This window comes from Phyllobacterium sp. P30BS-XVII, assembly GCF_014138335.1.
GTDB classification, from domain to species: domain Bacteria; phylum Pseudomonadota; class Alphaproteobacteria; order Rhizobiales; family Rhizobiaceae; genus Phyllobacterium; species Phyllobacterium meliloti.
Map to the genome: position 1 here is coordinate 312322 of NZ_JACGXO010000003.1, position 23797 is coordinate 336118.

Sequence of the window (23797 nt, forward strand, 5' to 3'; positions counted from 1 at the left end):
GACTCCATGCTTCGAAATGTGCTCCTCGTCCTCATTGCCCTTGTGATTGCCGTTGGCGGCGGAACGCTGAGCGCGTGGTATGCCGTCAACCGCTTCGACGGCTTCGGCACGCTGACCGTTGGCCAATGGACCGGCTATCCCGATGCGGGTACACCGCAGTCTGACCCCTACGCCAAGGCGCGGGCAGCGCGCGAGGGGGCATTTCCGCTGGGCAGTGCGGAAGGGCTTGCCTTTTATGCCTATCGTGATGATCAGGGTCAGGCTCTCAACCGCCGATGCACCTACATTATTGATGGCAACAGCCCCAATTCTCGTTTCTGGACGCTCTATACTGCCGATCTGGCGCTTATCCCGCTTGATCCGGGTGCGGACCGGTTGCCAGCCCTGCACTCGCGCCAGATTTTCCGCAGTGAAAGCGGCAAGTTCGTCGTCAACGTCTCGCCGAAGGCACAAACAGGCAATTGGCTTGCCACCACAGGCGACGGCCGCATGGTGCTGGTTATGACGCTTTACGATACCCCCGTCGGCAGCAATTCCGGTCTGGTCGATATGACCTTCCCAATGGTCAAAAAGGTAGGCTGTGATGGGTAAATTCCTCCGCGCCCTGCTGTTTGGCCTCGTTGGCGCCGGTCTTGTCCATGTCGCCGTGGTGCTGCTCGTGCCCTATTATTCCGATCGGAATGCGTGGTCACGCATATCTGATTATGGCGAGGACTGGGCATTTCACCCGGTGGTGCGGCAAGCCACGCAGGAAACAGTGCCGCTCGCGCTCGATCCGCTGTTTGAGGCGGTGGCCTGCCGCTTCGACATCACCGATCTTCCCGCCCATATCACCGGTGTTGGCACGGCGCCTTACTGGTCGATTTCGGTTTATAACCGGCAGGGCGAGAATATTTATTCAATCAACGACCGCACCGCCATTGCCGATCAGCTCGATCTTGTGGTCGCACGACCCTTGCAGATGATCGAGCTTAACAAAACCAAGCCCGTTTCAGCAGCCAATTCGGTGCTGATCGAAGCGGATATGGATGAGGGTTTTGTCGTGGTGCGCGGCTTTGTGCCTGATCAGTCGTGGAAAGCGCAGGTTGACGCTTTTCTGAAAAGCGCCAACTGTTCGCCGCTGCTCTGATCAGTCGAGCAGACCTTCCAGCCCCTTCTGCACTTTGGTCGCCACGAATTGCTGGATATCATAGGTCGCCAGTTTCTTCTGCCAGAACGGATCTTCGGCAAGAATCGCGCGTAAGGCTTCTTCGCTCTCGCTTCTGGCGAGGATGACGCCCCCGGTGCGCGGCACTTTGCGGCCCGATGCCAGAAATGTCCCTGATGCATAGTGACGGTCGAGAAAGGCGATATGCCCATCGATAACCGCATCAAGCTCTTCAAGCGGGGCGACGTAATTCAGCGAGACAACGTACATGGGGAGGACTCCGGGGGATTGTAGTACGGATTTCATATAGGGGTGCTAGAGGATGAACAGAACAGCACAATTTCAAAAAACATCCGATTTTCGCCGATTGCAAAAACCATTTCGCCGGTTAACCTATCCGTAGAAAAAACATTCAACGCTGCAAAGAAAGCTCTCATGAAACGTCTGATCATTGCCGGAACTGCCGTCCTTCTCGCCCTTACGGTCGCACTGCCTGCCCTCGCCTTTGATCCGCAAAATGCCGAGCGTATCAAGACTTTGGTCGATACTGGCATGCAATATTACTGGAGTGGCGGCGACGTCAAAAAGGCGGAAGCGGAGATTTTCAAGGGTATCACCCTGCATGGCCGCTATGATGTGGTGGAGCAATCCTTCGCCGAAGCTTCGAAACTTGCGCCCGAACAGATGAATTTCCGTTTTGCCGTGGCCTCCTCGCAAATCCTGCAAAAGAAAGTCACCGAAGCCCGAGCCACCTATGAGGACATTCTGGCAAAGGACCCCACCTCCTTCGATGCGCAGGCGTGGATCGAAGCACTCGCCCGTATTGGCAATGACGAGACGGGAGCGGCCCTCGCCCATCAGGCGCTTTCAGGGCTCGACCGTGACAAGGCGGAAGCCTACCGCCAGCGTTTTGTGCGCGCCGAACAGATCATTGCGGAAAAACCCAATGCGGATATTCCTGCACTCAAGGGCAAGGTTATGATCGTGGCGCTTGGCTATGCACTGGCCAAGGACGGCACAATGGAAAAGCCGTTGCTTGACCGTTTGGATGTAACGCTGAAAGCCGCGCAGGCGAACCCGACGGCCCGCATCATGGTCACAGGCGGCCAGCCGCAGGCCGGTGTCACCGAGGGCGATCTCATGACCAAATGGCTGGTGGAAAAGGGTGTTGACCGCGATCGCATTCTCATTGAGGACAAATCCAAGGATACGGTCGGTAATGTGCTCAATGTCGCCAATCTCCTGAAGCGTCATACGGCTGACAGCGTTATTCTGGTGACGAGTTCCAGCCATATGCGCCGCGCCCGCACGCTGCTGGAAGATGTGCTGAAGCAATATGATATTGGCGCCAATGTTACGCCTGTCGTGGCGCTTGATGCACCGACACTGGAGGAAGCGGCAAAGGTTTCAGCGGATGAGCGGCTGGTGATCTATCGCGATCTGATGCGCGTCTCGGGGCTTTGGGCCTATCCCGGTCTGCAGCAATAAATTCCGCAAACATGGAAAAATGCCTGACTGTTTGAAGGATACCCGCCGGAGTTTCCCCCGGCGGGTTTGTTTTGTGCCTGTCCTTAGAACCGGACTGTCAGATCAGCCTTGAGGGCATTGTCGTGAGCTTGTTGCGAGAACTGACCCGTATAGGTGACACCGATGGTTGTGGCTTTGCCGATATCAAAGGAAAGGCCAGCTTCGGCAAGCGCTGTGTCCTGTGCCAATGGCAGACCCGCAACCAACATGCCATCAGCACCGGCAAGTGCCACCGAAACATCGGGAGCCCGATCACCATAGGCGTGGCGCCAACCCGCCATGCCCCGGGCGGTGAGCACAGTCGTCCCGCTCAAGACGAAGCTGTGCGAGGCCCTGACACCCAAGGTCGTTGTTGTGAGGTCCGTTGTGCCGGATAGGCCAGACAGAGCCGTGATACCGCCAAGTTCGGCAAAATCATTGGCTTTGAGGTGGGTATAGGCGGCAGCGGCAAAGGGTTCGAGTGCCGCATAGGGTGTATCAATGCGATAGGCAGCCTCGCCAAAGACCTGCACCGTGTTGGCGGCGTACTCGGCTTTGTCCGTCTCGGCGATGGAACCGAAAGCAACCTTGCGCCGCGTGCTGATCTCATGATGGGCAAAGCTGGTACCGAAGCTCAATGTCAGCGCATCCACTTTCGTGCCGCCATAGACACCGACCTGATAGGTATCGACAGAAGCGTGACTGCGATCTGCATTCAGCGATGTATTGCCATAGCCCGCAAGCAGACCAAAGCGCCATGTTTCGGCAAGAACGCCATCAAGACCGGTGATGAGCCCGCCAGTGTTGCGGCTGAAACCAGCGGCATTGCCATCACTGCCCGCATGGTTCCGCGAACCATAGGCTGTGCCCCAGAGCGCAGTGGTTGACGCGGCAGGTTCAACGGCGGCAAAGGCTTCACCTGCGACCGCATTGCCCCGTTTTGTTTCAGGACCATATGGCAGAGTTGGCGCTGCCTTGCTGCCTGTGGCATCACCAAAGGCGGCACGGATACGGTCGCTTGCCGCATCACGCACAAACTGGCTGTCCTTGGCCAAAGCCCCTCTGAGCGAGGCGTGAATATCGCCGCCCAGAGCATCATAATCTATCTTCTCGCCAACTTTTGAGAAGAGAACCGTGTTCAGAAGCGGGTTGCCGAGATCAAACGTCTTGATTGCAGCCCCCACACTCTTCTGGTTATTCGTCACGGTATCGACGAGAGCGAGATTTTTCACCCGTTCTTTCAAAAGTGCTGTTTTCAGGCGGTCGGCCTCTTCCTCGGCTTTGCGCTGATCTACTGGCTGCACCGCGGTTGCGACCGGTGCCACAACCTTCGGCTGTTCGACCGGTGCTTGTACTGGCTGAGCAGGTACGTTTGCCACGGGTGGCTTTGGTGCATCAACTGGCGTTGACGCAACCACCACCGGTGGCTTTGGCTGCTCGGCAGGTGCCGGTACTGGCTGAGCAGGCACGTTGGCCACGGGTGGCTTTGGTGCATCAACTGGCTTTGGCGCAACCACGACCGGTGGCTTTGGTTGCTCGGCAAATGCCGGTACTGGCTGAACAGGTACGTTTGCCACGGGTGGCTTTGGTGCATCAACTGGCTTTGGCGTAACCACGACCGTTGGCTTTGGTTGCTCGGCAGGTGCTTGTACTGGCTGAGCAGGCACGTTGGCCACGGGTGGCTTTGCTTCATCAACTGGTTTTGACACTGGCGGCACCAGATCAAAGCCCAGAACCACTGCCTTATCCGTATAGGCAAGCGACGGGCTGATATAGTTATAGTGAGGAAAAACGTCGTCGAATTTCCCGGTCATCTTGCCTGCTGTCAGAATGACATAGTTCTTCTTGAACAGGCTCTCGACCGTTTCCTTTGTCAGGAGTGCCTTGTCGCCTTCCAGACGGACATTCACGATACCGCCCAAAAGATGCGCCTCTCCGTCCACGGCGATTTGGTCCGTACGGGATTTATCTTTCGTGATTTCCACGTCAAAGATACTGCCCTGTTTAAAAATTGCATCGCCTGCTTGCAGCGTACCAACGGAATTGCCCGGCGCTGCTGTACCGCCCTTCTCGACGATCAGACTGCCAACCCTGCCGGAGCCACCCAGTTTTGCTTTGTCCTGAACGGTTACGACACCGCCCAGCTGACCATTGACCGCCAGTGTTCCGGCCGCCACTTTTGTCTGTCCTTTATAATCACCGCTTTGCGCATCAAGGATCAGTTTTCCGTCTCCTGTTTTGGTCAGCCCGCCAGCGCCTGAGAGTTTTGTCGAGAGAAGGACATCAAGATTTTGGGTGTCGATGGTGGCACCGCGCTCCTTGAGGTCAAGCGGATCGGTTATCTGCAATGCCGAGGCCGCCTCATATCGCAGCGTTCCGCCATCAAAAGTGAGTGACGTCAGGTTGGAATCGCCTGTTATGTTCCACACCGCATTGTTTTTCAGAATGAGATTGGCGAAGGATTTGGCATCCACCACCGCTGTGCCTGTTAGCTTGGAGGCAGCGTCGGCCGTCAGATCGAGAATGCCGCCATCTTTAACACTCAACAGCCCGCTCGCGCCGCTGACCGTTGATCCGGTGAGATGTGCCGTCAGGGTTGTACCAATGTCCTTTACGACAATACCGACGCCTTTGTCCGACCGCAGCTTTGCATTGGTGATCGTGGCAATATTGGGATTGCTCATGTCGGCAAAAGATTGCGAAAACAATGCCGCAGACCGGTCGCCTGATACAGTGATTGAGCCGCCGATTATTGTTAGCTCGCCGCATTCACTCACTGCCACACCATATGTATCGACACCGCTGGTTGAAGTCTCGACACCATTGGCGGTTAACCGGCTGTCTTTACCAGAGGAAAGCAGACCGTGAGCATAACGGCCTGTTGTCGTGACCTTTCCGCCAGTCAGCTCAACCACCCCCCCCTCTTGCGCCTGAGCGCCGTTTACTTGGTCTCCTTTGGTTGAAAGGCTGAGATTCTTCCCCGAAATGTGCGATTGGGAACCAAATGAGGAAAGCGCTCTTGCGTAAGGTCCCGATGCTTCCACCGTGGTGCCTTCGAGTAAATTGATCGTTCCACCGTCCAGAGCCAGCACCCCGTCAGCCTGCTTGCCTGACGTCACGACCTTTCCGCCTGTCAGTGTAATCGAGCCACCCTTCTCCGCCATAACCCCGACTGCTTCGTCTCCCTTGGTGAAAATCTCGGCACCCTCGGCCGTTATTTGGCTGCCTTTCTCAAAGGAAACAAGACCGTCAGCTTGCCTGCCTGTTGTCGTTACAGTTCCTCCGGTCAGCTTAACCAACCCTTCACCACTGGCCTTAGCGCCATCTGCGGTCTCTCCCTTGGTTAAAATTGTAAGATTTTCCCCCGAAATGCTCGACCGGGGATCCCATGAAAGAAGCGCTCTTGCATTGTTTCCCGATGTATTGACCGTGGTGCCTTCGGATAATGTGATCCTTCCACCCTTCGCAGCCCATACCGCGGTGGCGTCGTTGCCGCCAGTGATGATCTTCAGCGGCGCGGCACTGGTGATGACACCCTCCTTGTTGCTGGCAATCAACGCGCTTCCCGCTCCCCCATCGGTTTTGCCAGTGTTGTAGGTTCCGCTTGCGATTTGCGTCTTGCCGTCGGCAATCACGTTGACTGACGGGAGTTGGACCTTATCCACGACCGGTTTCGGCTGCTTATCGTTAGCCGGTTGCGGCTGCTGACCGTTAGCCACAACCGATGGTGGCTGCTTATCGCTAGCCGGTTTCGGCTGCTGATCCTTATCCACGACCGGTTTCGGCTGCTTATCGCTAGCCGGTTGCGGCTGCTGACCGTTAGCCACAACCGACGGCGGCTGCTTATCGCTAGCCGGTTTCGGCTGCTGATCCTTATCCACGACCGATGGTGGCTGCTTATCGCTAGCCGGTTTCGGCTGCTGATCCTTATCCACGACCGGTTTCGGCTACTTATCGCTAGCCGGTTGCGGCTGCTGACCGTTAGCCACAATCGACGGCGGCTGCTTATCGCTAGCCGGTTTCGGCTGCTGATCCTTATCCACGACCGGTTTCGGCTGCTTATCGCTAGCCGGTTGCGGCTGCTGATCCTTATCCACGACCGACGGCGGCTGCTTATCGCTAGCCGGTTTCGGCTGCTGATCCTTATCCACGACCGGTTTCGGCTGCTTATCGCTAGCCGGTTGCGGCTGCTGGCCTTCGCCCGTCTTCACCGAATTCTCACTGGTTTTGATCGGGTTCTCACCGGTCTTGACAGGGTTGTCACTAGCCTTGATTTTGTCGCTGTCCAGCTTTTGCTTAGCAGCCAATTCTTGCTGCTCTTTGACCAATTTTTGTTCTGCTTCGGTCTTGGCAGCAGGTGTCAGATCAAAGCCCAGAACCACTGCCTTATCCGTATAGGCAAGCGACGGGCTGATATAGTTATAGTGAGGAAAAACGTCGTCGAATTTCCCGGTCATCTTGCCTGCTGTCAGAATGACATAGTTCTTCTTGAACAGGCTCTCGACCGTTTCCTTTGTCAGGAGTGCCTTGTCGCCTTCCAGACGGACATTCACGATACCGCCCAAAAGATGCGCCTCTCCGTCCACGGCGATTTGGTCCGTACGGGATTTATCTTTCGTGATTTCCACGTCAAAGATACTGCCCTGTTTAAAAGTTGCATCACCTGCTTGCAGCGTACCAACGGCATTGCCCGGCGCTGCTGTACCGCCCTTCTCGACGATCAGACTGCCAACCCTGCCGGAGCCGCCGAGTTTTGCTTTGTCCTGAACGGTTACAACACCACCCAGCTGACCATTGACCGCCAATGTTCCGGCCGCCACTTTTGTCTGTCCTTTATAATCACCGCTTTGCGCATCAAGGATCAGTTTTCCGTCTCCTGTTTTGGTCAGCCCGCCAGCGCCTGAGAGTTTTGTCGAGAGAAGGACATCAAGATTTTGGGTGTCGATGGTGGCACCGCGCTCCTTGAGGTCAAGCGGCTTGGCTGTCTGCAATGCCGAGGCCGCCTCATATCGCAGCGTTCCGCCATCCAAGGTGAATGACGTCAGGCTGGAATCGCCTGTTATGTTCCACACCGCATTGTTTTGCAGAGTGAGATTGGCGAAGGATTTGGCATCCACCACCGCTGTGCCTGTTAGCTTGGAGGCAGCGTCGGCCGTCAGATTGAGAGTGCCGCCATCTTTAACACTCAACAGCCCGCTCGCCCCACTGATCGTTGATCCGCTGAGATCCGCCTTCAAGATTACACTAGCGTCCGTTACAGTAATGCCGACGCCTTTGTCTGATCGCAGCGTCGCATTGGTGATGGTGGCAGTGCTGGTATTCATCACCTTGCTAGAAGATAGCGCATGCAACGCCGCAGCCTTGTCGCCTAACGCAGTGACTGAACCGCCGGTGATCGTTAGCTTGCTGCCATCCGATACTATTGCACCATGTGCTTCGGCACCGCTTGTTGACAGCTCGACATTATTAGCCGTCACCGTGCTGTCTTTACCCAAGGACATCAGACCGAAAGCACCCTTGCCTTTTGTGGTCAGCTTTCCGCCGGTCAGCTCAACCGAGCCTCCATCTTGCGCCGTAGCCCCGGCTGCTTCGTCTCCCTTGGTTAAAATGGTGAGCTTCTTCCCCGAAATGTGCGACAGGGCGCCCGATGAGAGAAGCGCCCTTGCACCCTTTCCCGATGTGTTGACCGTGGTGCCTTCGAACAATGTGATCTTTCCACCCTTCTCACCCCATACCGCGGTGGCGTCGTCACCGCCAGTGATGATTGTCAGCGGCGCGGCACTGGTGATGACGCCCTTCTTGTTGCGGGCGATTAACGCGCTTCCGGCAACCCCCTTAACTTTGCCAGTGTCGTGGGTTCCGTTTGCGGTTTTCGCTGTGTCGTCAGCGATCAATGACGGTACCACCTTGTTAGGGGTTAGCTTGGTTGCATTAATATTAGCGAATGTATTCCCATGATAGCTCGACATCTTGCCCTTCGCCGGTTCTCCCCCCTCACTGGAATAGGCAGCCGTGAGCAGCAGCGCTACACAGACGCCGCGCAGGAGATGGTTGCGAAATCTGGAATGGCAACGGGAATTTGGGCGCACAGGAGCAGCCGCAGCTTTGGCGTGAAAAGACATAAAATATGGTTCCCAACATAGGTGACAGATGAAAAACAAAGGCCGTTGAAATACGAATCAATATGATTTTTAATACCACCGTTAAAATCAAATATATTGTTATGCGTCAATGACTTATTGAATATCCGCATAGGATTTTAGTCGTACAAGACATAAGGCTAACGCCTCTTGACCCTGAATATCCGGCTGAGGACACTGCCCGGTAAACTGGTGGTAAAACCTGTTTCACGCATAAAAACCCGCCGGAGTTTCCCCCGGCGGGCGGCATTTCAGTATGGGTCCTAGAACCGGACTGTCAGATCAGCCTTGAGGGCATTGTCGTGGTTCCGGTCGGAAAACTGGCCGGCATAGCTGACACCGATGCTGGTGGCGTTGCCGATGTCAAAGTCGAGGCCAGCTTCGATAAGCGCTGCATCGCGGGCCGTGCCCAGCCCCTTGATCGAGAAGGCGCGGCCGCTTGCAAAGGCCATGGATGCATCGGGCGCCGTATCGCCAAAAGCATGTTTCCAGCCCGCCATGCCACGGGCAGTGACCATGGTCTTTTCGCTTAAAGCGACGCTGTAGGAGGTGCGCAGCCCAAGGGTGGTCGTGGTCAGATCTGTCGCGGCCGACGCGCCTGACAGGGCAGCAACCCCACCGGTTTCCCTGAAATCATCGGCTTTCAGGTGGGTATAGGCCACGCCAGCAAAAGGCTCGAACATCACATAAGGTGTATCAATGCGATAGGCGGCCTCGCCAAAGACCTGCAGCGCATTGGCGGCGTAGGATGCGCTGTCGGTTTCAGCCATGCGGCCAAAGCGGAGTTTGCGGTTGGTATCGATGGCATGATGGGCAAAGCTGGTGCCAAAGCTCAAGGTCAGCGCGTCCATTTTCGTGCCGCCATAGACACCCAGCTGATAACTATCGGCGGAGGCGGACGAACCGGCACCATGCAGCGATGTGTTGCCATAGGCAGCCAGCACACCCAGCCGCCATTTTTCCCCAATCCTGCCATCCACGCCGGTGACAATGCCACCAATATTGCGGCTATAGGCAGCGGCATTGCCATCGCTCTGCGCATGGCCCCATGAACCATAGGCATGGCCCCATATATCCGTGGTGGGAACAGCCGAATTGAACCCAACCGCCGGGCCTTTGACCGTGCGTTCCGTCAGCGCGGCGTGATAACCTGAGGCATCGGTGAATGCCGCCCTGATCCGGCTATTGGCCGCATCGCGGATAAAGCGGCCATCTTCGGCCAGAACGCTGCGCACCGAGGCATAAATATCACCCGACGGCGCATCATAGTTCAAAACCTCATTTTTGCTGGAAAAGAGCACAGCGCCCAGCAGAGGATTGCCAAGGTCAAGCTGCTTTATGGCTTCGCCTACACTCTTCTGGTTGGGTGAGGTTGCATCTGCGAGAACAATATTTTTAACCTTTGCCTCAATACGCTGCATTTTCGACTGATCTGTTTCAGGCTTTGTGCCGCCATCCGGATGACCGCCGGGTTGCGGCTGTTGATCCGTCGTCCCTTCCAATGGCTTGCCGGTGTCCGGATCAATCAAATCAAAGCCAACAGCCACGGCACTGCCATCGGCGGCATAGGTCAGGGATGGAGAGATATAATTATATTGTGGGGTGATGGTTTCAAAAGCGCCGTTGATGCGCTTGTCCGACGTCAAAATCGTATAGTGTCCGAGAAACAAATCCTGCATCTGCTGCTCGCTCATGGGCGCTTCCTGACCGGCAAACCGCAGATTTACGCGGCCGCCCGAAAGTGTGACATCGCCCGCAACGGCCAAACGATCCGAAAGGCTTTTATCCGGAGCAATTTCGACATCGAAAAGACTGCCCCGGTCAAACGTCGCATTACCCGTCACATGCAGCGTGCCGACCGGATCTCCCGGAGCAACCGTGGCACCGGTATGCGCTGTCAGATCGTGTACCGTGCCATTGCCCAGAAGCAAACCGCCGGCGTGGACAGTAACATCCTGGCTGTTTCCGCCAATGAAGGCTGTGCCGCCATTAACGGTAACATTGCCGCTCACACCGCTGGAATGAACGCTCAATAGAGTGTCGTCATGGACCTGAATGTCGCCGCTGGTGCCATAAATGAGCGCGCTTCCGCGATGCAGCACCACATCTTCAACCGTCCCTTTGGCACCAACACGCATCTGCCCGCCGCTGATTGAGACGTGCCCGGCCTTTCCATCGACAAAGGCATCGCCGCTATTCACGGTCAGAGCGCCGATCTCGCCCTCATCCTTGACATGCAAAAGCCCGCCAGTGTTGACAAATGTATCGCCGCTTAGACCGTAAATGTAAGCATGGCCGCCATCCACGAGCAGATCATGCGTTTCGCCCTGTTCGCCGACAGTCAAAATTGCGCCTTTCCCAACCGCAACATTGCCGGTCTCCCCGTCGACCCAGGCAGCTCCATTGTTCGGCGTCAGATCACCGTGCATATCCCCATTGTCTACCAGCACATGGCCGTTGCCCTCCACGGTGATGTTGCCACTTGGGGCGTCCAATAGTTTGAGCCCGCCGCTGAACCTGACATTCTCAAACATTTTCATTTCCCCGGGAGCCACCGGGCCGTCCGTGTCATCAGAACGTTGAGACCCGATGAGCATATTTTGCTCAACGACTTCTATTGATTGCAGCTCCGCATCGTTGCCCGTATTTGCCGCATCCGATGATGGGATTTCCTGCGCCTTTGCGGCGCTGAAACCCGCAGTCACGATCAATGCGGCGCAGGCGCTTTTCAACAACTGATTGCGTAAGGTTGCGGTAAGGCTGTGACGTGCGGATACACCCGCACTTTTGGCGTGAAAATACATTGAAATATCGTCCCTAATATTCGTTGCTGTTCAAAAAAGATGGCGACAGGCCAATCGGTATTCGTGCGTACTACTATAGTTCAAAGAGACGATAATTGCCGTGAATGCGCAATCGGTGAATCTACCTAGTACAACCTGCGGTCATGGTTGCCGCGAGAAGATTGTGAGAGGTTCTCGTTTATTTACAGATGCTTAGAAATATTATTGGGACAATGCGCTGTATAGGATTGGCGCAATACCGGGGCTTTTAAAGCGCTCGGTACTATTCAAACGAGATCAAATGACCGGGGCCTGTCATCACCGGGCGGGATAGCGCAAGCAAATCTGGTCGGAATTTCGCCCCGACGAACCCTATCGCGCGGGCGAACCTCATTCAGCTTGGTTGCGGTGTCGGATCAAAAAACCGGCTGCCCGGCTTGTCCTTGTCACGGGTGCGATTGTCCTTCGCAACGCGCTCATAGCGCACGCCCGGAAAAATCATGATCTGCGCGGGTGCGGTCCGCGGTTCGGATTTGGTTGCCATGCGCTGGCGCATGGCGCTGCTTGGAAAACTGATGACAAAACCCATTTCATCCATCCGTCTGCTCTGTTGATCTCCTTGATACGCAACGCTTCATGCTGCTGCCATCTGGCCAGGGCGCTGATAACGCGGCAGCCCCGCCACCCCTTTGGGGTGCTGATCAATCCCGATCAGCTCGCGCGCGTTTATTTCGCGCATAATTTCATTAGACACCCCGATGGTTAACGGGTTGCTAACGCTTCGTGGCTAATTTTAGCCATGGTTTGATAGCGTCCTTGAGTGTTCGAGTGGAGTGTGTTCGTGAAGTATCCTGAGTTTCGGGCACTTGAAGACCGCAATGGCGGCAGCAAGGCTGACGATCTCCTGACCGCGTCCATCACCGCCTTCTGCTGCGTCGCAAGACCGGCAAAGAGCGATGCCCGTCAGCTTGAGGATCTTGCCGTTCCGCTTCTCGCCCTCGCCTCGCCGCGCGTGCGCCGTCATGCGGCCGCCGCCCTTTCCGAAATCCCCCACGCGCCGAAACGTCTGATTCTCGCGCTTGCCGCGGATGATGTGGATATTTCCGCGCCATTGCTGCTGCGCTCGCCGGTTTTGAAACCGGCTGATCTCATCGGCCTTATCCAGCAAAAAGGCATCGGCCATGCCCGCGCCATTGCGCGGCGGCAGATCGAGGATGCTGCGCTTCTGCAAACCCTGCGTCATTTTCACGACCCGGCCATTGACCGCGCCCTGGCGCTGCAGACCGGATTGCCCGTCAGCCAAGAGGAAGAGCCTTTGGACCGTGTGGAAACAGAATCGCCGCGCCTGCGCGAAACCCGTGAGGCACTGCGCGCCCTGATGCGCGATACGGATGCCGGGCTTTCCACGGATCAGGCGCTGGCGGACCATTTGATTGATGCTGCACTTCTCGACCAAACACACTTCTTCCGTGGCGAATTCGCCAAGGCGCTCGATCTCGACAATGAAACGGCTGAGCGTATCATCGGCCATAGCCTGAATGCGGAGCTGACAATTGCGCTGGCCTCGCTGGGCCTATCAGCGGAAGCGGCGCATCTGGTGCTGACAGGGCTTTTCGGCCTCGTACACAAGGATCTGCACTCGCTGCGCCTCTTCGTCCAATCCTACCGGCAGATCGATCAGGACAAGGCGCAGGCGACCATCAATCGCTGGAAGACCGAGGAAAACTCGCAAAAGCTGCGGCAGAAATTGCGGGAAATGGCGGCGGATTTCGAGCGTGGCGGCACCGGGTCATCAACGCGCAAAGTATCCTGATCGCAATCAGTCCTTGGCGAGCGGAAACAGTTCGCTACGCTCGCCGCGATAATCCTCAATCTCGATAATCCACAAATCCCGATCCCAGCGCTTTTGCTTTTCCAGATCGGCGTCGACATCGCTTTCGGCAGTGGATGATTTCAACGGGGTGAACTGTCGCTCATCCGGCTTTGCCTCGTCATAGACCATTTGCGGCGCCGGACCGAACAGGTCATAGGTGCCGTCAGGATTTCGGAATTTGATGAAGATCGCGCCAGCTTCACTCGCGCCTTTATTGCTGAGGGCGGCAAAAGCACCCGTGCCATTGATACGGCGCACCAGTGCGGAAACCCAGAACTCCGATGTCAGACGCATTGCACTTCTCCAGTAACCACCCCGATCAGTTGATCAGGCCGATTTCCTGCATTTTGGCAAATAGTTTCGCATCCGGCTGGCCAGTAACCGGCAGCTTGAACAGGGTCTGGAACTCCTTGATGGCGTTCTTCGTATTGGCACCAACCTTGCCGCTGATCTCCACCTTGTCATTGCCGAAGGCGCGCAGGCCAGCCTGAATACGGACGATCTCCGCCGGAGCAAGATTGCTTGCAGGTTGCTCGGCCGTATTTGCCGGCATCTTGTCGTCAGATCTGGCTGAGACGGTCTGAACGGTTGCCTTCTCCTGACCATGATCAGGCTTGGCCGCCGGTATGGCGATGCTGGCAGTGGTGTCGCTGGCATTGCCGACAGCGGGCTGGGTCTCGATCCCCATTTCCGCCGATGCCTTGCGGTAGGCCTCGATGGCGGCGCGGGTTCCCTTGCCCGCAAGGCCGTCCACGGCACCGTTGTAGAAGCCGAGCGCCAGCAATTTCTGCTGCATCTTCGCCACTTCCGGATCACCGCCGGGTCCCAAAACAGGGTCGCCATTAATGGCCGCAGCTACAGGATCAGGATTGGCCTGCGGCACAGGCACCGAATTGACTTTTCGTATGGGCGCGTCAACAGAACTCTGCTTTTGCGGGGTACCGAATACAGTGCCGTCATGCTTGATCGGCTTGAACACCAGTTCCGGACGGGTGCGGAAGAACACTCCGTCATGGCCCTGCGGCTGATACCACAGCGCATTGGCCGATATGAAACCAAGGGTTACAAGAAAGGCTGTTGCACCCCCTGTGATAGTCGGATTGCGGGCAATCAGCCCGCCGATTCCAATGGCAATAGCGGCCATACGGCCGCGCTTGGGGGCGCGGCGCTTTTTGCTGTCAGGCCGATTTACGGGCTTCCGCATGGGAACCTCCCTCACTGTCGCTGTCCGCTCTGAACTCAACAATATTGACCGGTTCAAACGGAACCGGCTCGATGCGCGGACCGGCGAGTGGAATGAGAACATTGACCACCGTGCCCTGTCCGGGACGGCTGCGAATATCCATCTGGCCGCCATGCAGGCCGATCAGGCCCTTGACGGTTGCAAGACCGAGGCCGGTGCCTTCGTGCTTGCGGGTATAGTCATTCTGCACCTGACGGAATGGCTGGCCCAGCGTCTGCAGATCGGCTTCGGCAATGCCGATACCGGTATCGCTGACGGAAAAGGCCAGCATGTCATCATGGATGCCCGCATCAATGGTGACTACACCACCGCTTTCGGTGAACTTGACCGCATTGGACACCAGATTGATCAGCACCTGCTGAATGGCGCGCTGGTCGGCAACGACGGCGCCGATATGCCTGCCCACACGATCACACAGGGTGACATTCTTCTGCGAGGCCTGATGCGCCATCATGTCATGCACCATGGTCACGGCATCCTTGAAGGCAAAGCTTTCGGCCATGATCGGATAGGTTCCAGCCTCAATCTTCGACACGTCGAGGATTGCATTGACCACGGAAAGCAGATGCGTACCTGATTGGTGTACAAGCTCAACATATTCGCGCTGGCGGGCATCCGGCAGCTTGCCGCAAATCTCCTGCAGCAGCACGTCGGAGAAACCGATGATGGAATTCAGCGGCGTGCGCAATTCATGGCTGACAGAAGCAAGGAAGCGGCCCTTGGTGATCTCGACCGTTTCTACCTGCGTGCGGGCTGCTTCCAGCGCGAAGCGGTCAGCAACGGTGCTCGAAATATCCGACGCCACAACCACGAAACCATCACTCTGACTGTGCGGCACGGCGGACAGGCGGTAAGTGGCAAAGCGAACCGTATGCGCTGCGCTTGCAGCCACACAGCGCAACTTTACTTCCGTGGAAGCTCCGGCCACGCCGGCGCGCAAATCCGACAGGAAGGAAAGGAAATGCACGCGATCGGATATATGCACACGGTCGAGCAAGGCCGTGCCGATCAAAAGGCTGCGGGCCATGCCGAAATGCGCCTGCGCCTTGCAGGAAAGCGAATTGATCATGCCGTCACGGCCAAGGCCGATCACTACACCTTCAATGGCATTTTCAAGATCGGCCACCCGATCATCGCGGCGGGCTGCATGGCCACGCGCAACCAGCGCGCTGGCTGTGCGGGCGAGCAATGAAGCGCCGTAACCAAGCGAAGCGAGCAGCGAAAACGCTGTCAGGGTGACATTGCCGCCCATCCACATCGACACACCGAAGAGGATCGCAAGCACGGTGGCGGCGATAGCTGCCGATGTAACAAGGGATTTCTGCGAGCGATAAACAAACCAGGCTTCAAGCGGGATAGCAGCAGCCATGATCCAGAGCAGAAGATTGGCTGATGGTCCGGTGCCACCGATCACACCAATCGCAGCGCCATAGGATGCAAGTGCAGCCAGAGCCAGTATTGTGCTGTTGCGCACAAGCGAAAGCGCGCCGCAGAAAATCATCGGCAGGGCAAAAACCCCGACGCCAAGGCTCAGCATGCCACCGGCTTCACTAAACAATGTATGGCTGGTGAGAAGAGCAATCGCCAGCAACACAGGCATAACCAGAAATGCACCGGCCATGCGGGCGTCCCTGTCGCGTTCGGCGGCGCCGGCAACAGATGTGCTCACCCAGCGCTTGCAGTGGCGCCTGAAGGCATCAGCAATCTTGGGCAGTGTGACGGAATGAATCGGCACCAGTTTTTTCCTGCTATCCGTAAGATCCAGCCGGGGCCAAATGCTTGACGGTCATTTCAATGTCGCCGTTAACCTTCGCAGACGAGGCTTTAAGGAAAGGATAAAACCGGGGCACCAGATGCCTCTCACAACCGGTTTCGGGCGAATGTGGGAGGGCTTTTCAATGCATGGTAAATGAAGAGTTTCGGGTTGCCGCCCATTTGCCCGTCGAATCGGGAAAGCGGCAATTTCGCCGCCAAGATTTCTTAATCCTTGGTTTCTATGATCACTCAAATGCAAAACCGCGTCGCAACGGGTTTTTGCCGTCTGTGTGGCAATGTCGAAAGCAAATTGGGTATCGACAGAGGATTTTGAAATGTTCTTCCTGATCAGGTTTGCGATCAAGTTCTGCTTCTGGATGATGCTGATCTCGCTGTTCATTCCCGGCGGGCCGAGAGACAATCCGCAAGGGACGCCACAGCCCGGCCCGCTTGAGGCTTTCTTTGCTGCGCGCGCCACGATCAGCGATCTCAGCCAGTTCTGCACACGCAATCCAGATGCCTGCGAAACGGGCAAGGCCGCGCTCAACAATGCAGGCGTTCGTGCCGGCGAGGTTGCCAAAGTCGGCTATCAGTATCTCGACACACAGCTTGGCAGCAAGACAAACAAGGCTGACGCGGCGGTAGCTGCCGCACATGGAGACGCCGAAGCCAAACCTATCGCAGCCTCGACGAGCCAGAGTGATCTGATCAAAGCAAAACTGCGCGAGATGGCGCTGCGCGAAATTCTCGACGTCGCCATTCGTCAGCGCGAACAGTCGGGTGCCGTCGACAACAAAACCACCGGCACCATTGTAAAGAAGTAAGCCCTGCGACAGGAAAAACGGTGACGTGGAGGCTTCCCGTCACTATATGTGCCTAATCACAGCAGAGACTTGTTTTATGGCACAGACAATTGACGACATTATCGCGGATTTTGACTTTCTTGACGATTGGGAAGACCGCTACCGCTATGTCATTGACCTTGGCCGCGAACTGAAACCTTATCCCGACACCGCCCGCGATGCGGAGCATAAGGTCAATGGCTGTGTCAGTCAGGTCTGGCTGAAAAGCACATTGAGCGAAGGCACGGACCCGGTGATCGAATTTGTCGGTGATTCCGATGCGCATATCGTGCGCGGTCTCGTGGCGATTATGATGGTGCTCTATTCCGGCAAGAAGGCATCGGAAATCCTGGCCGTCGATCCGGAAGCGATCCTGAAGAAACTGGGCCTGAATGAAAACCTCACGCCCCAGCGTTCCAACGGATTACGCTCCATGATTGGCCGTATCCGCAGCGAGGCGCAGGCTTCCCTCGGGTCAGCCCACGCCACACAGCATTGAAGATACAAGACTGGTGATATGGTTCGTGAGAGCGCACCACCACGCCTGATTTTTCTGCAAGTTTCCACCCCCCTCTGTCCTGTCGGACATCTCCCCCACAAGGGGGGAGATCAGCTGTGTTACCGTCTTTGCACAATCTGAAACAGTTCCGGTTGTGCAAAGGCGTTCATGCGAATGTGATCTCCCCCCTTGTGGGGGAGATGCCCGACAGGGCAGAGGGGGGTGCATATCTCATCCCAACGCCGGAGCGCTCGTAGAACAATCCCCACACCCTACTGCATCGAAGGGCGATAATCCTCGGTTCCCCAGTGAATAATGCGCTGAGATCGCCGTGCCGGTGATGGCGGATAGTAATGCCGATCCAGTACCGCCAGCGCTGTTTTCAGGATCAGCTTCGCCGAACGAACGGGCCATTGACGTTCGCGCTCGATAACCTCCAGCCCTTTCAGGAAGCAGCAGACATCGATCAATACGCCTGACAGTTCAGGCCCGACTGCTTCCAGCGCCCGCTCCACCCGTAGCCGCGCCGCCAGTGCGGCATCGGTGATTTCAAGCACACCATTGCCACTGCGATGGCTGACGCCTGAACCGGCAACATTCCAGTTGACGCCGAGCGACGGCATCAGATTGCCCAGCGTGTAGTCACTCCGCAGCCGCTCGCCAGCCTTAAATGCTGCGTCGCTGATCAAAGGCTTGCCGGATGCATCCTTACGCTTGTGCAACAGGCCAAGCGGAGATTCCGCTTCGTTACGGCGCACATGCACCGAACCATTGTTGTCATCAAGCACAATGACTGCATCGCTGCGATGCTGGGCGGCATAAGCATCTGCTCCACCGTCCAAGCGGCGCAGGAACGCCCTGCCCGTGCCGGTGATTATAAGCTTGCCGCCGCGTGAATGGGCCAATTCTTCGCGAACAGCATGATCAATCGTCGACCGCGCGACGGAAATTGCACCGCCTGCCGCACTCTCGAGCGTGCGCTTTGCATTGCCTGATGCAACGACCTCCGCCGGTGCCTTGAGGAGGAAACACAATAATCTGCGCACCAATCGCCCGTTGCTGACCTCACTCATCGGCGTACCATGCCGCTGCGCAGGAAGGCGGCCCTCAGAATATTCTCGATGGTATTGATGATGCGGTCAAACTCCGGCTCGTCGCGCATATCCTCAATGAGATGGCAGGCATGATTGACCGTGCTGCGGTCACGTCCAAAAGCGCGCCCGACCTCTGACATGCTCAGCGACAATGTGACATGAGCCACATACATGCCGATCTGCCGGACCCGCGCCACCGAACGCTCACACCGGGAGTGCGAGCGAAGATCGCGGCCGCTGACATTGAAAAAGCCCGAAAGAATATCGATAACACTGTCGCAGACCTGAAAAAGACGCTCATCCAGCGGCTCATTATTATCGGGAATGAATGGCTTGATTGCCCGCTGCCTTGAGCGACGCTGACGAAGAATATCGATCATCGCCCGCGCTTCGGTGACAGAGCTGATCAAATGAGGGAAATTCTCGGACATTCTCGCTCCACTTCATTTATAGGAATATCTTCTTATAATATTCCCATCAAGACCGTGGATAAGTTTTGCCTGACAAAAGCGTTAATGCATTGTTTTGTAATATATATTTCTTGCATCTGCGTCATTTTATAGGACTTTTGTCCTACGCTCGTTGCAACACTCCATAATGCCCCATCCCACATCAAGGATGGAACCATGGCGCATATCGACTGGATAAAAGAACGGCAGGCTTTTCTGGCCACCAGAGAAGCCGAGCGTGCGAGCGCGCGGCAACGCCTCGCATTGCAAATTTTCTGCGGCGAGGACCTCGACACCATAATCACCTTCAGCGCTGCAGACAGGTTGAACTATTGCAGGCGATTAAAGCGACTGATCGAGAGAGAAAGGATAAAGGGCGGCAAGGGACACTGGAGCTATGATCTTAACCGCCATATCGGCCTCAAACAGGCTCTGGATACATTGCAGAAGTCCATGCAGGTTTCCGTCCGTGCGGATTGAGGCACAAACAAAAACGGCGCCCAAGGGCGCCGTCTTTGCAAATCATTCGTGAGCAGCTTATTAAGCGGCCTTCTTGCGCTTGCGGCCGAGGCCCATGTTCTTGGCCAGACGCGAACGAGCAGCGGCGTAGTTCGGTGCAACCATTGGATAGGATGCATCCAGATCCCACTTTTCGCGGTACTGTTCAGGGGTAAGGCCATAATGGGTCATCAGGTGACGCTTCAAAGACTTGAACTTCTTGCCGTCTTCGAGGCATACGATGTAATCGTCCGCTACGGATTTCTTTGGGTTGATTGCAGGCTTTGGCTTTTCCTGAATCGTGACGACTGCTTCTGCACCACTACCGACCCGACCAAGAGCAGCGTGAACATCAGCAATAAGCGCCGGAAGATCGCCAGATGGCACTGAATTATTGCTTACATAAGCAGCAACCAATTCAGCGGTCAGCTCCAGAAGAACATCACCGGCAGCTGTGTTTGAATTGTCGAATGTTGTCATCAAAGTCCAAATCCTTCATCTAATTTGAAAAGTGGGTATTACTCGGGAAAGCAAGCAGTATAAATCTGCAAATATCAGAAATCCTGACACTGATGGCCACACTGTATTCAGGATAGAGCACAAATTGTCAAATCAATACTTCACCAAAAAAAGAAATATTTGTAATTTTTCCTTGATATAGAATTTACTTGGGCCTTCACGGTGATTAAGGCAAGAAAGCCAAAATCCGATTAAACATGTGATAACATAAATGTTCACACGTGAACATCCATACAACACCACTAAGACCAAAAATGGCGAAAATGAGGAACCAATCCTCATTTCACAAGCATTCTATAATAACGGATATTGCTGAGTGCGGTTGCGAAACCTACGATAGAATAACTCATGACAATATTCTTCGAGTTCTGTTTTTGACCAAATAGACAATTTACGCGCAACATGAACAAAAAAACCACAAAACCACGTCAACCGGCCAAAATATCTCGCTAAATCAGCCGAAACTGCCCTTTCACCAGCCCATATCAACGCATTTGCATAAATAACGGCAGTATTGTTGCAAGAAATTATGTGCAACATTTTATTTATGAAGATGTTCGCTCCACTGGTAAAACAATCTGGAATAGAAAAAGGCAAAGGTACGGTATTGCACGTAATGGTTGTAGTTCTGTGCCTCCGCTCTGCTTCTTAAGCAGGATTGACGAATCCTTTGCAGATGTGGTCATCGTATGCCTTGGCAAGAGTCTGATATGCTGGCGCGATCGGCGTCAGCCCATCCTGCCCATCCTATCCACTGCCCGTCCTATCCACTGCCCGTCCTATCCACTGCCCGTCCTATCCACTGCACCTGAAAGCATTTTATGACCAACACATCCCGTTTCGTCACCCTTCCCGCTCCCCAATCCGCCAAGCACCCGGTTTCCGATACACGCCACGGTATTACGCGCGTGGATGACTATGCGTGGATGCGTGCTGAGAACTGGCAGGAGGTTTTCAAGGACCCATCGACGCTCGATCCTGCGATCCGCAGTCATCTGGAAGCGGAGAACGCCTATCAATCGGCATTGATGGCCGATACCAAGGCATTGCAGAGCAAACTTTTTGAAGAGATGAAAGGCCGCATCAAGGAGGATGACTCCTCGGTTCCGTCAAAGGACGGACCTTATGCCTATGGCACTTCCTACAAAACGGGCGGGCAGCATCCACGTTTTTTCCGCACACCACGCGATGGTGGTGAGCAGACCATGCTGCTGGACGGCGATCTGGAAGGCGATGACAAGGCCTATTTCAGTCTCGGCTCCGCCGACCATTCCCCTGACCATTCAAAAATGATCTGGGGCTTTGACGATAAGGGTTCTGAATTCTACACGCTCAAAGTGCGCGATCTGACAACGCTTGCCGATGCGGATGATCTTGTCAGCGATACATCTGGCGGCGGTGTATGGAACGCCCACTCCAACGGCTTTTACTACACAAGAGTGGATGCCAATCATCGCCCTTCACGTCTTTTCTATCATGAACTTGGCCAGCCCGAGAGCACCGACCGCCTGATCCACGAAGAGAAAGACCCCGGTTTCTTCATGGGCGTCGGCGGGAGTTCGCTTGATGATTTTATCTTCATCGATTGCCATGATCATGAAACTTCCGAGGTCTGGCTGCTTGATGCCAGAAATGCCGCTTCGGAACCAAAGCTTGTTGCTGCACGTCAGACCGGCGTGGAATACAGCCTGACCGAAGGCGGCGATGTTTTCTACATCCTGACCAATGCCGATGGTGCCAAGGATTTCAAAATCATGAGCACGCCGGTCACAGCGCCGGAGCCGGAAAACTGGACCGAAGTGGTTGCCCACAAAGCGGGCCGCCTGCTGCTCGGTCATGGTGCTTACAAGGATCATCTGGTTTGGCTGGAGCGTGAGAACAGCCTGCCCCGTATCATGATCCGCAATCGACATTCGGGTGAAGAACATGCCATTGCCTTTGACGAAGAGGCTTTCTCGCTCGGCCTGCAGGGCAGTCCTGAATATGACAGCGAGATCATCCGCTTTTCCTATTCATCGATGACCACGCCTTCGCAGCTTTATGATTACAATATGCGCACGCGTGAGCGGACGCTGCTGAAAACACAGGAAGTGCCCTCCGGCCACAACCCGGATGATTACATCACCCGGCGTTTGCTGGCTCCGGCTGCTGACGGCGAAACTGTGCCGGTTTCCATCGTCTATCATCGCGATACGAAGCTCGATGGCTCGGCGCCCTGCCTGCTCTACGGCTATGGTTCTTATGGTGCCACAAGGGCGCCCAGTTTCAGCACCAGTCTTCTTTCCCTTGTTGATCGCGGCTTCATTTATGCCATCGCCCACATTCGCGGTGGCAAGGATAAGGGCTATGCCTGGTATGACAATGGCAAACGCCTGCACAAGAAGAACACGTTTACGGATTTCATCGCCTCGGCCCGCCATCTGGTTGCGGAAGGCTTTACCAGCCATGATCGCATCGTCGCACAGGGCGGCTCGGCTGGCGGTATGCTGATGGGCGCGGTGGCCAATATGGCGCCGGAAGCTTTTGGCGGCATCATCGCCGAAGTGCCCTTCGTTGACGTCATCAACACGATGCTTGACGATACGCTACCGCTTACCCCGCCGGAATGGACCGAATGGGGCAATCCGATCACCTCGCCAACAGATTACGCCTACATGGCTTCCTACTCGCCCTATGACAATGTCCATGCGCAGGCCTATCCGCCTGTTCTCGCGGTGGCCGGGCTGACCGATCCGCGCGTGACATATTGGGAACCGGCAAAATGGGTGGCGAAACTGCGGGAGCTGAAGACCGACGACAATCCCGTGCTCTTCCGCATCAACATGGATGCAGGCCATGCCGGTGCGTCTGGCCGGTTCTCGCGGCTGGAAGAGGTCGCCTATGTCTACGCCTATGCCCTCAAGCTGGTTGGCAAGGCAGCGGTTTAGTCATCCACGGCTGTAATCAAACCATCCGCGAAAACCCGCGGATGGTGGTAGCGCAGATGTGTAAGATATTGCGCCGGGTCGCAGTTACAGAGATCGCTGTTTCCGCTATAAAGGCATGAGGCGCTCGTGGGGAAGCAACATTGGACTGGTTCACTGCAGGAGGTTGTCATGATGAAACGAAGCGCACTTACCCTGATGCTCGGTCTTGCTTTCGCCGCCCAGCCGGTAATCTCCCTCGTGGACATGGCTGAAGTACAGGCCGCAGTTCGCAAGAACGTCAGCGAATATGCTGGCCAACGCTGCGATACGCCGCCGCGCGGTTCGGGCGTCGTCGTCGGGCGCTATTCAGGCACGACGGACAATCCGATTATCTCCATGGGCGGCGACAATGTGCCCGTATCAGACTATCGCTGCTTCCGTTCGATGGAAGAATGCCGTGGCTGGCTCTATACGATGCGCAGCAAGTATACGGATGGAAACTCAGTGCTGATCGGCTGCGAAAGGCGCTAGAACAGGCGGGGC

At 55.7% G+C, this 23797-nt stretch carries 20 protein-coding genes; 9 read left to right on the plus strand and 11 right to left on the minus strand.

All coding sequences use genetic code 11. The features are described 5' to 3' along the window. Positions 1-6 precede the first annotated feature (6 nt). Together FHW17_RS10750 and FHW17_RS10755 are read left to right on the plus strand one after the other, a co-directional pair. The gene (locus FHW17_RS10750; RefSeq protein ID WP_112523309.1) at positions 7-591 is read left to right on the plus strand and encodes a DUF1214 domain-containing protein; all 585 of its coding nucleotides are present in this window, start codon (positions 7-9) and stop codon (positions 589-591) included. Continuing rightward, positions 584-1129, plus strand: coding sequence for a DUF1254 domain-containing protein (locus FHW17_RS10755; protein ID WP_112523311.1), 546 nt, complete (start codon positions 584-586; stop codon positions 1127-1129). The genes FHW17_RS10750 and FHW17_RS10755 overlap by 8 nt, the downstream gene beginning before the upstream one ends. Here FHW17_RS10755 and FHW17_RS10760 read toward each other — a convergent pair whose 3' ends face one another. Next, entirely contained in the window at positions 1130-1417 is a 288-nt protein-coding gene (locus FHW17_RS10760; protein ID WP_112523313.1) for a YciI family protein, read from the minus strand. It abuts the gene before it with no gap. 165 nt (positions 1418-1582) lie between these two features. Here FHW17_RS10760 and FHW17_RS10765 point away from each other — a divergent pair, with 165 nt between their 5' ends. Continuing rightward, positions 1583-2635 (plus strand): YdcF family protein, encoded by a 1053-nt coding sequence (locus FHW17_RS10765; RefSeq protein ID WP_182509811.1) that lies wholly within the window; start codon positions 1583-1585, stop codon positions 2633-2635. An 83-nt stretch (positions 2636-2718) separates the two neighbouring features. Here FHW17_RS10765 and FHW17_RS10770 read toward each other — a convergent pair whose 3' ends face one another. The 4 genes from FHW17_RS10770 to FHW17_RS10785 form a co-directional block, all read right to left on the minus strand. Further along, positions 2719-6588, minus strand: coding sequence for an autotransporter domain-containing protein (locus FHW17_RS10770; protein WP_182509812.1), 3870 nt, complete (start codon positions 6586-6588; stop codon positions 2719-2721). A gap of 12 nt (positions 6589-6600) precedes the next feature. Continuing rightward, positions 6601-8775, minus strand: coding sequence for an autotransporter-associated beta strand repeat-containing protein (locus tag FHW17_RS10775; RefSeq protein WP_182509813.1), 2175 nt, complete (start codon positions 8773-8775; stop codon positions 6601-6603). A 281-nt stretch (positions 8776-9056) separates the two neighbouring features. Further along, entirely contained in the window at positions 9057-11597 is a 2541-nt protein-coding gene (locus FHW17_RS10780; protein WP_182509814.1) for an autotransporter domain-containing protein, read from the minus strand. A gap of 373 nt (positions 11598-11970) precedes the next feature. Further along, positions 11971-12165, minus strand: coding sequence for a hypothetical protein (locus tag FHW17_RS10785; RefSeq protein ID WP_113096644.1), 195 nt, complete (start codon positions 12163-12165; stop codon positions 11971-11973). Positions 12166-12417: 252 nt separating this feature from the next. Here FHW17_RS10785 and FHW17_RS10790 point away from each other — a divergent pair, with 252 nt between their 5' ends. After that, the gene (locus FHW17_RS10790) at positions 12418-13389 is read left to right on the plus strand and encodes a DUF2336 domain-containing protein (RefSeq protein WP_182509815.1); all 972 of its coding nucleotides are present in this window, start codon (positions 12418-12420) and stop codon (positions 13387-13389) included. Positions 13390-13395: 6 nt separating this feature from the next. On the opposite strand, the gene FHW17_RS10795 is transcribed toward FHW17_RS10790, so the two are convergent. The 3 genes from FHW17_RS10795 to FHW17_RS25445 are packed head-to-tail and all read right to left on the minus strand — an operon-like array spanning position 13396 to position 16427. Next, the gene (locus FHW17_RS10795) at positions 13396-13743 is read right to left on the minus strand and encodes a DUF1491 family protein (RefSeq protein WP_182509816.1); all 348 of its coding nucleotides are present in this window, start codon (positions 13741-13743) and stop codon (positions 13396-13398) included. Between the two features lie 25 nt (positions 13744-13768). Then, on the minus strand, positions 13769-14653 hold the full coding sequence (locus FHW17_RS10800) for a peptidoglycan-binding protein (RefSeq protein WP_182509817.1): 885 nt from the start codon (positions 14651-14653) through the stop codon (positions 13769-13771). Further along, entirely contained in the window at positions 14628-16427 is a 1800-nt protein-coding gene (locus FHW17_RS25445) for a PAS domain-containing sensor histidine kinase (protein WP_182509818.1), read from the minus strand. The genes FHW17_RS10800 and FHW17_RS25445 overlap by 26 nt, the downstream gene beginning before the upstream one ends. 316 nt (positions 16428-16743) lie before the next feature. Between FHW17_RS25445 and FHW17_RS10810 the strand changes: the two genes are divergently transcribed. Both FHW17_RS10810 and FHW17_RS10815 read left to right on the plus strand, forming a co-directional pair. Continuing rightward, the gene (locus tag FHW17_RS10810; protein ID WP_182509819.1) at positions 16744-17271 is read left to right on the plus strand and encodes a DUF5330 domain-containing protein; all 528 of its coding nucleotides are present in this window, start codon (positions 16744-16746) and stop codon (positions 17269-17271) included. Between the two features lie 76 nt (positions 17272-17347). Next, the gene (locus FHW17_RS10815; RefSeq protein ID WP_112527812.1) at positions 17348-17788 is read left to right on the plus strand and encodes a SufE family protein; all 441 of its coding nucleotides are present in this window, start codon (positions 17348-17350) and stop codon (positions 17786-17788) included. 272 nt (positions 17789-18060) lie between these two features. On the opposite strand, the gene FHW17_RS10820 is transcribed toward FHW17_RS10815, so the two are convergent. After that, positions 18061-18861, minus strand: coding sequence for a DUF6456 domain-containing protein (locus FHW17_RS10820; RefSeq protein WP_246706791.1), 801 nt, complete (start codon positions 18859-18861; stop codon positions 18061-18063). Further along, a complete protein-coding gene (locus FHW17_RS10825; protein ID WP_246706792.1) occupies positions 18858-19313 on the minus strand; it encodes a helix-turn-helix domain-containing protein in 456 nt (151 codons plus the stop codon). The genes FHW17_RS10820 and FHW17_RS10825 overlap by 4 nt, the downstream gene beginning before the upstream one ends. A 195-nt stretch (positions 19314-19508) precedes the next feature. On the opposite strand from FHW17_RS10825, the gene FHW17_RS10830 reads away from it, so the two are divergent. Continuing rightward, positions 19509-19811: a cytoplasmic protein gene (locus FHW17_RS10830; protein ID WP_182509820.1), complete on the plus strand. Its 303-nt coding sequence runs from the start codon at positions 19509-19511 to the stop codon at positions 19809-19811. A gap of 60 nt (positions 19812-19871) precedes the next feature. On the opposite strand, the gene FHW17_RS10835 is transcribed toward FHW17_RS10830, so the two are convergent. After that, the gene (locus tag FHW17_RS10835) at positions 19872-20309 is read right to left on the minus strand and encodes a MucR family transcriptional regulator (protein WP_105737291.1); all 438 of its coding nucleotides are present in this window, start codon (positions 20307-20309) and stop codon (positions 19872-19874) included. A gap of 860 nt (positions 20310-21169) precedes the next feature. On the opposite strand from FHW17_RS10835, the gene FHW17_RS10840 reads away from it, so the two are divergent. After that, on the plus strand, positions 21170-23275 hold the full coding sequence (locus FHW17_RS10840; RefSeq protein WP_182509821.1) for a S9 family peptidase: 2106 nt from the start codon (positions 21170-21172) through the stop codon (positions 23273-23275). A 171-nt stretch (positions 23276-23446) separates the two neighbouring features. Beyond that, the gene (locus FHW17_RS10845) at positions 23447-23785 is read left to right on the plus strand and encodes a metallophosphoesterase (protein ID WP_182509982.1); all 339 of its coding nucleotides are present in this window, start codon (positions 23447-23449) and stop codon (positions 23783-23785) included. Positions 23786-23797: the final 12 nt, after the last annotated feature.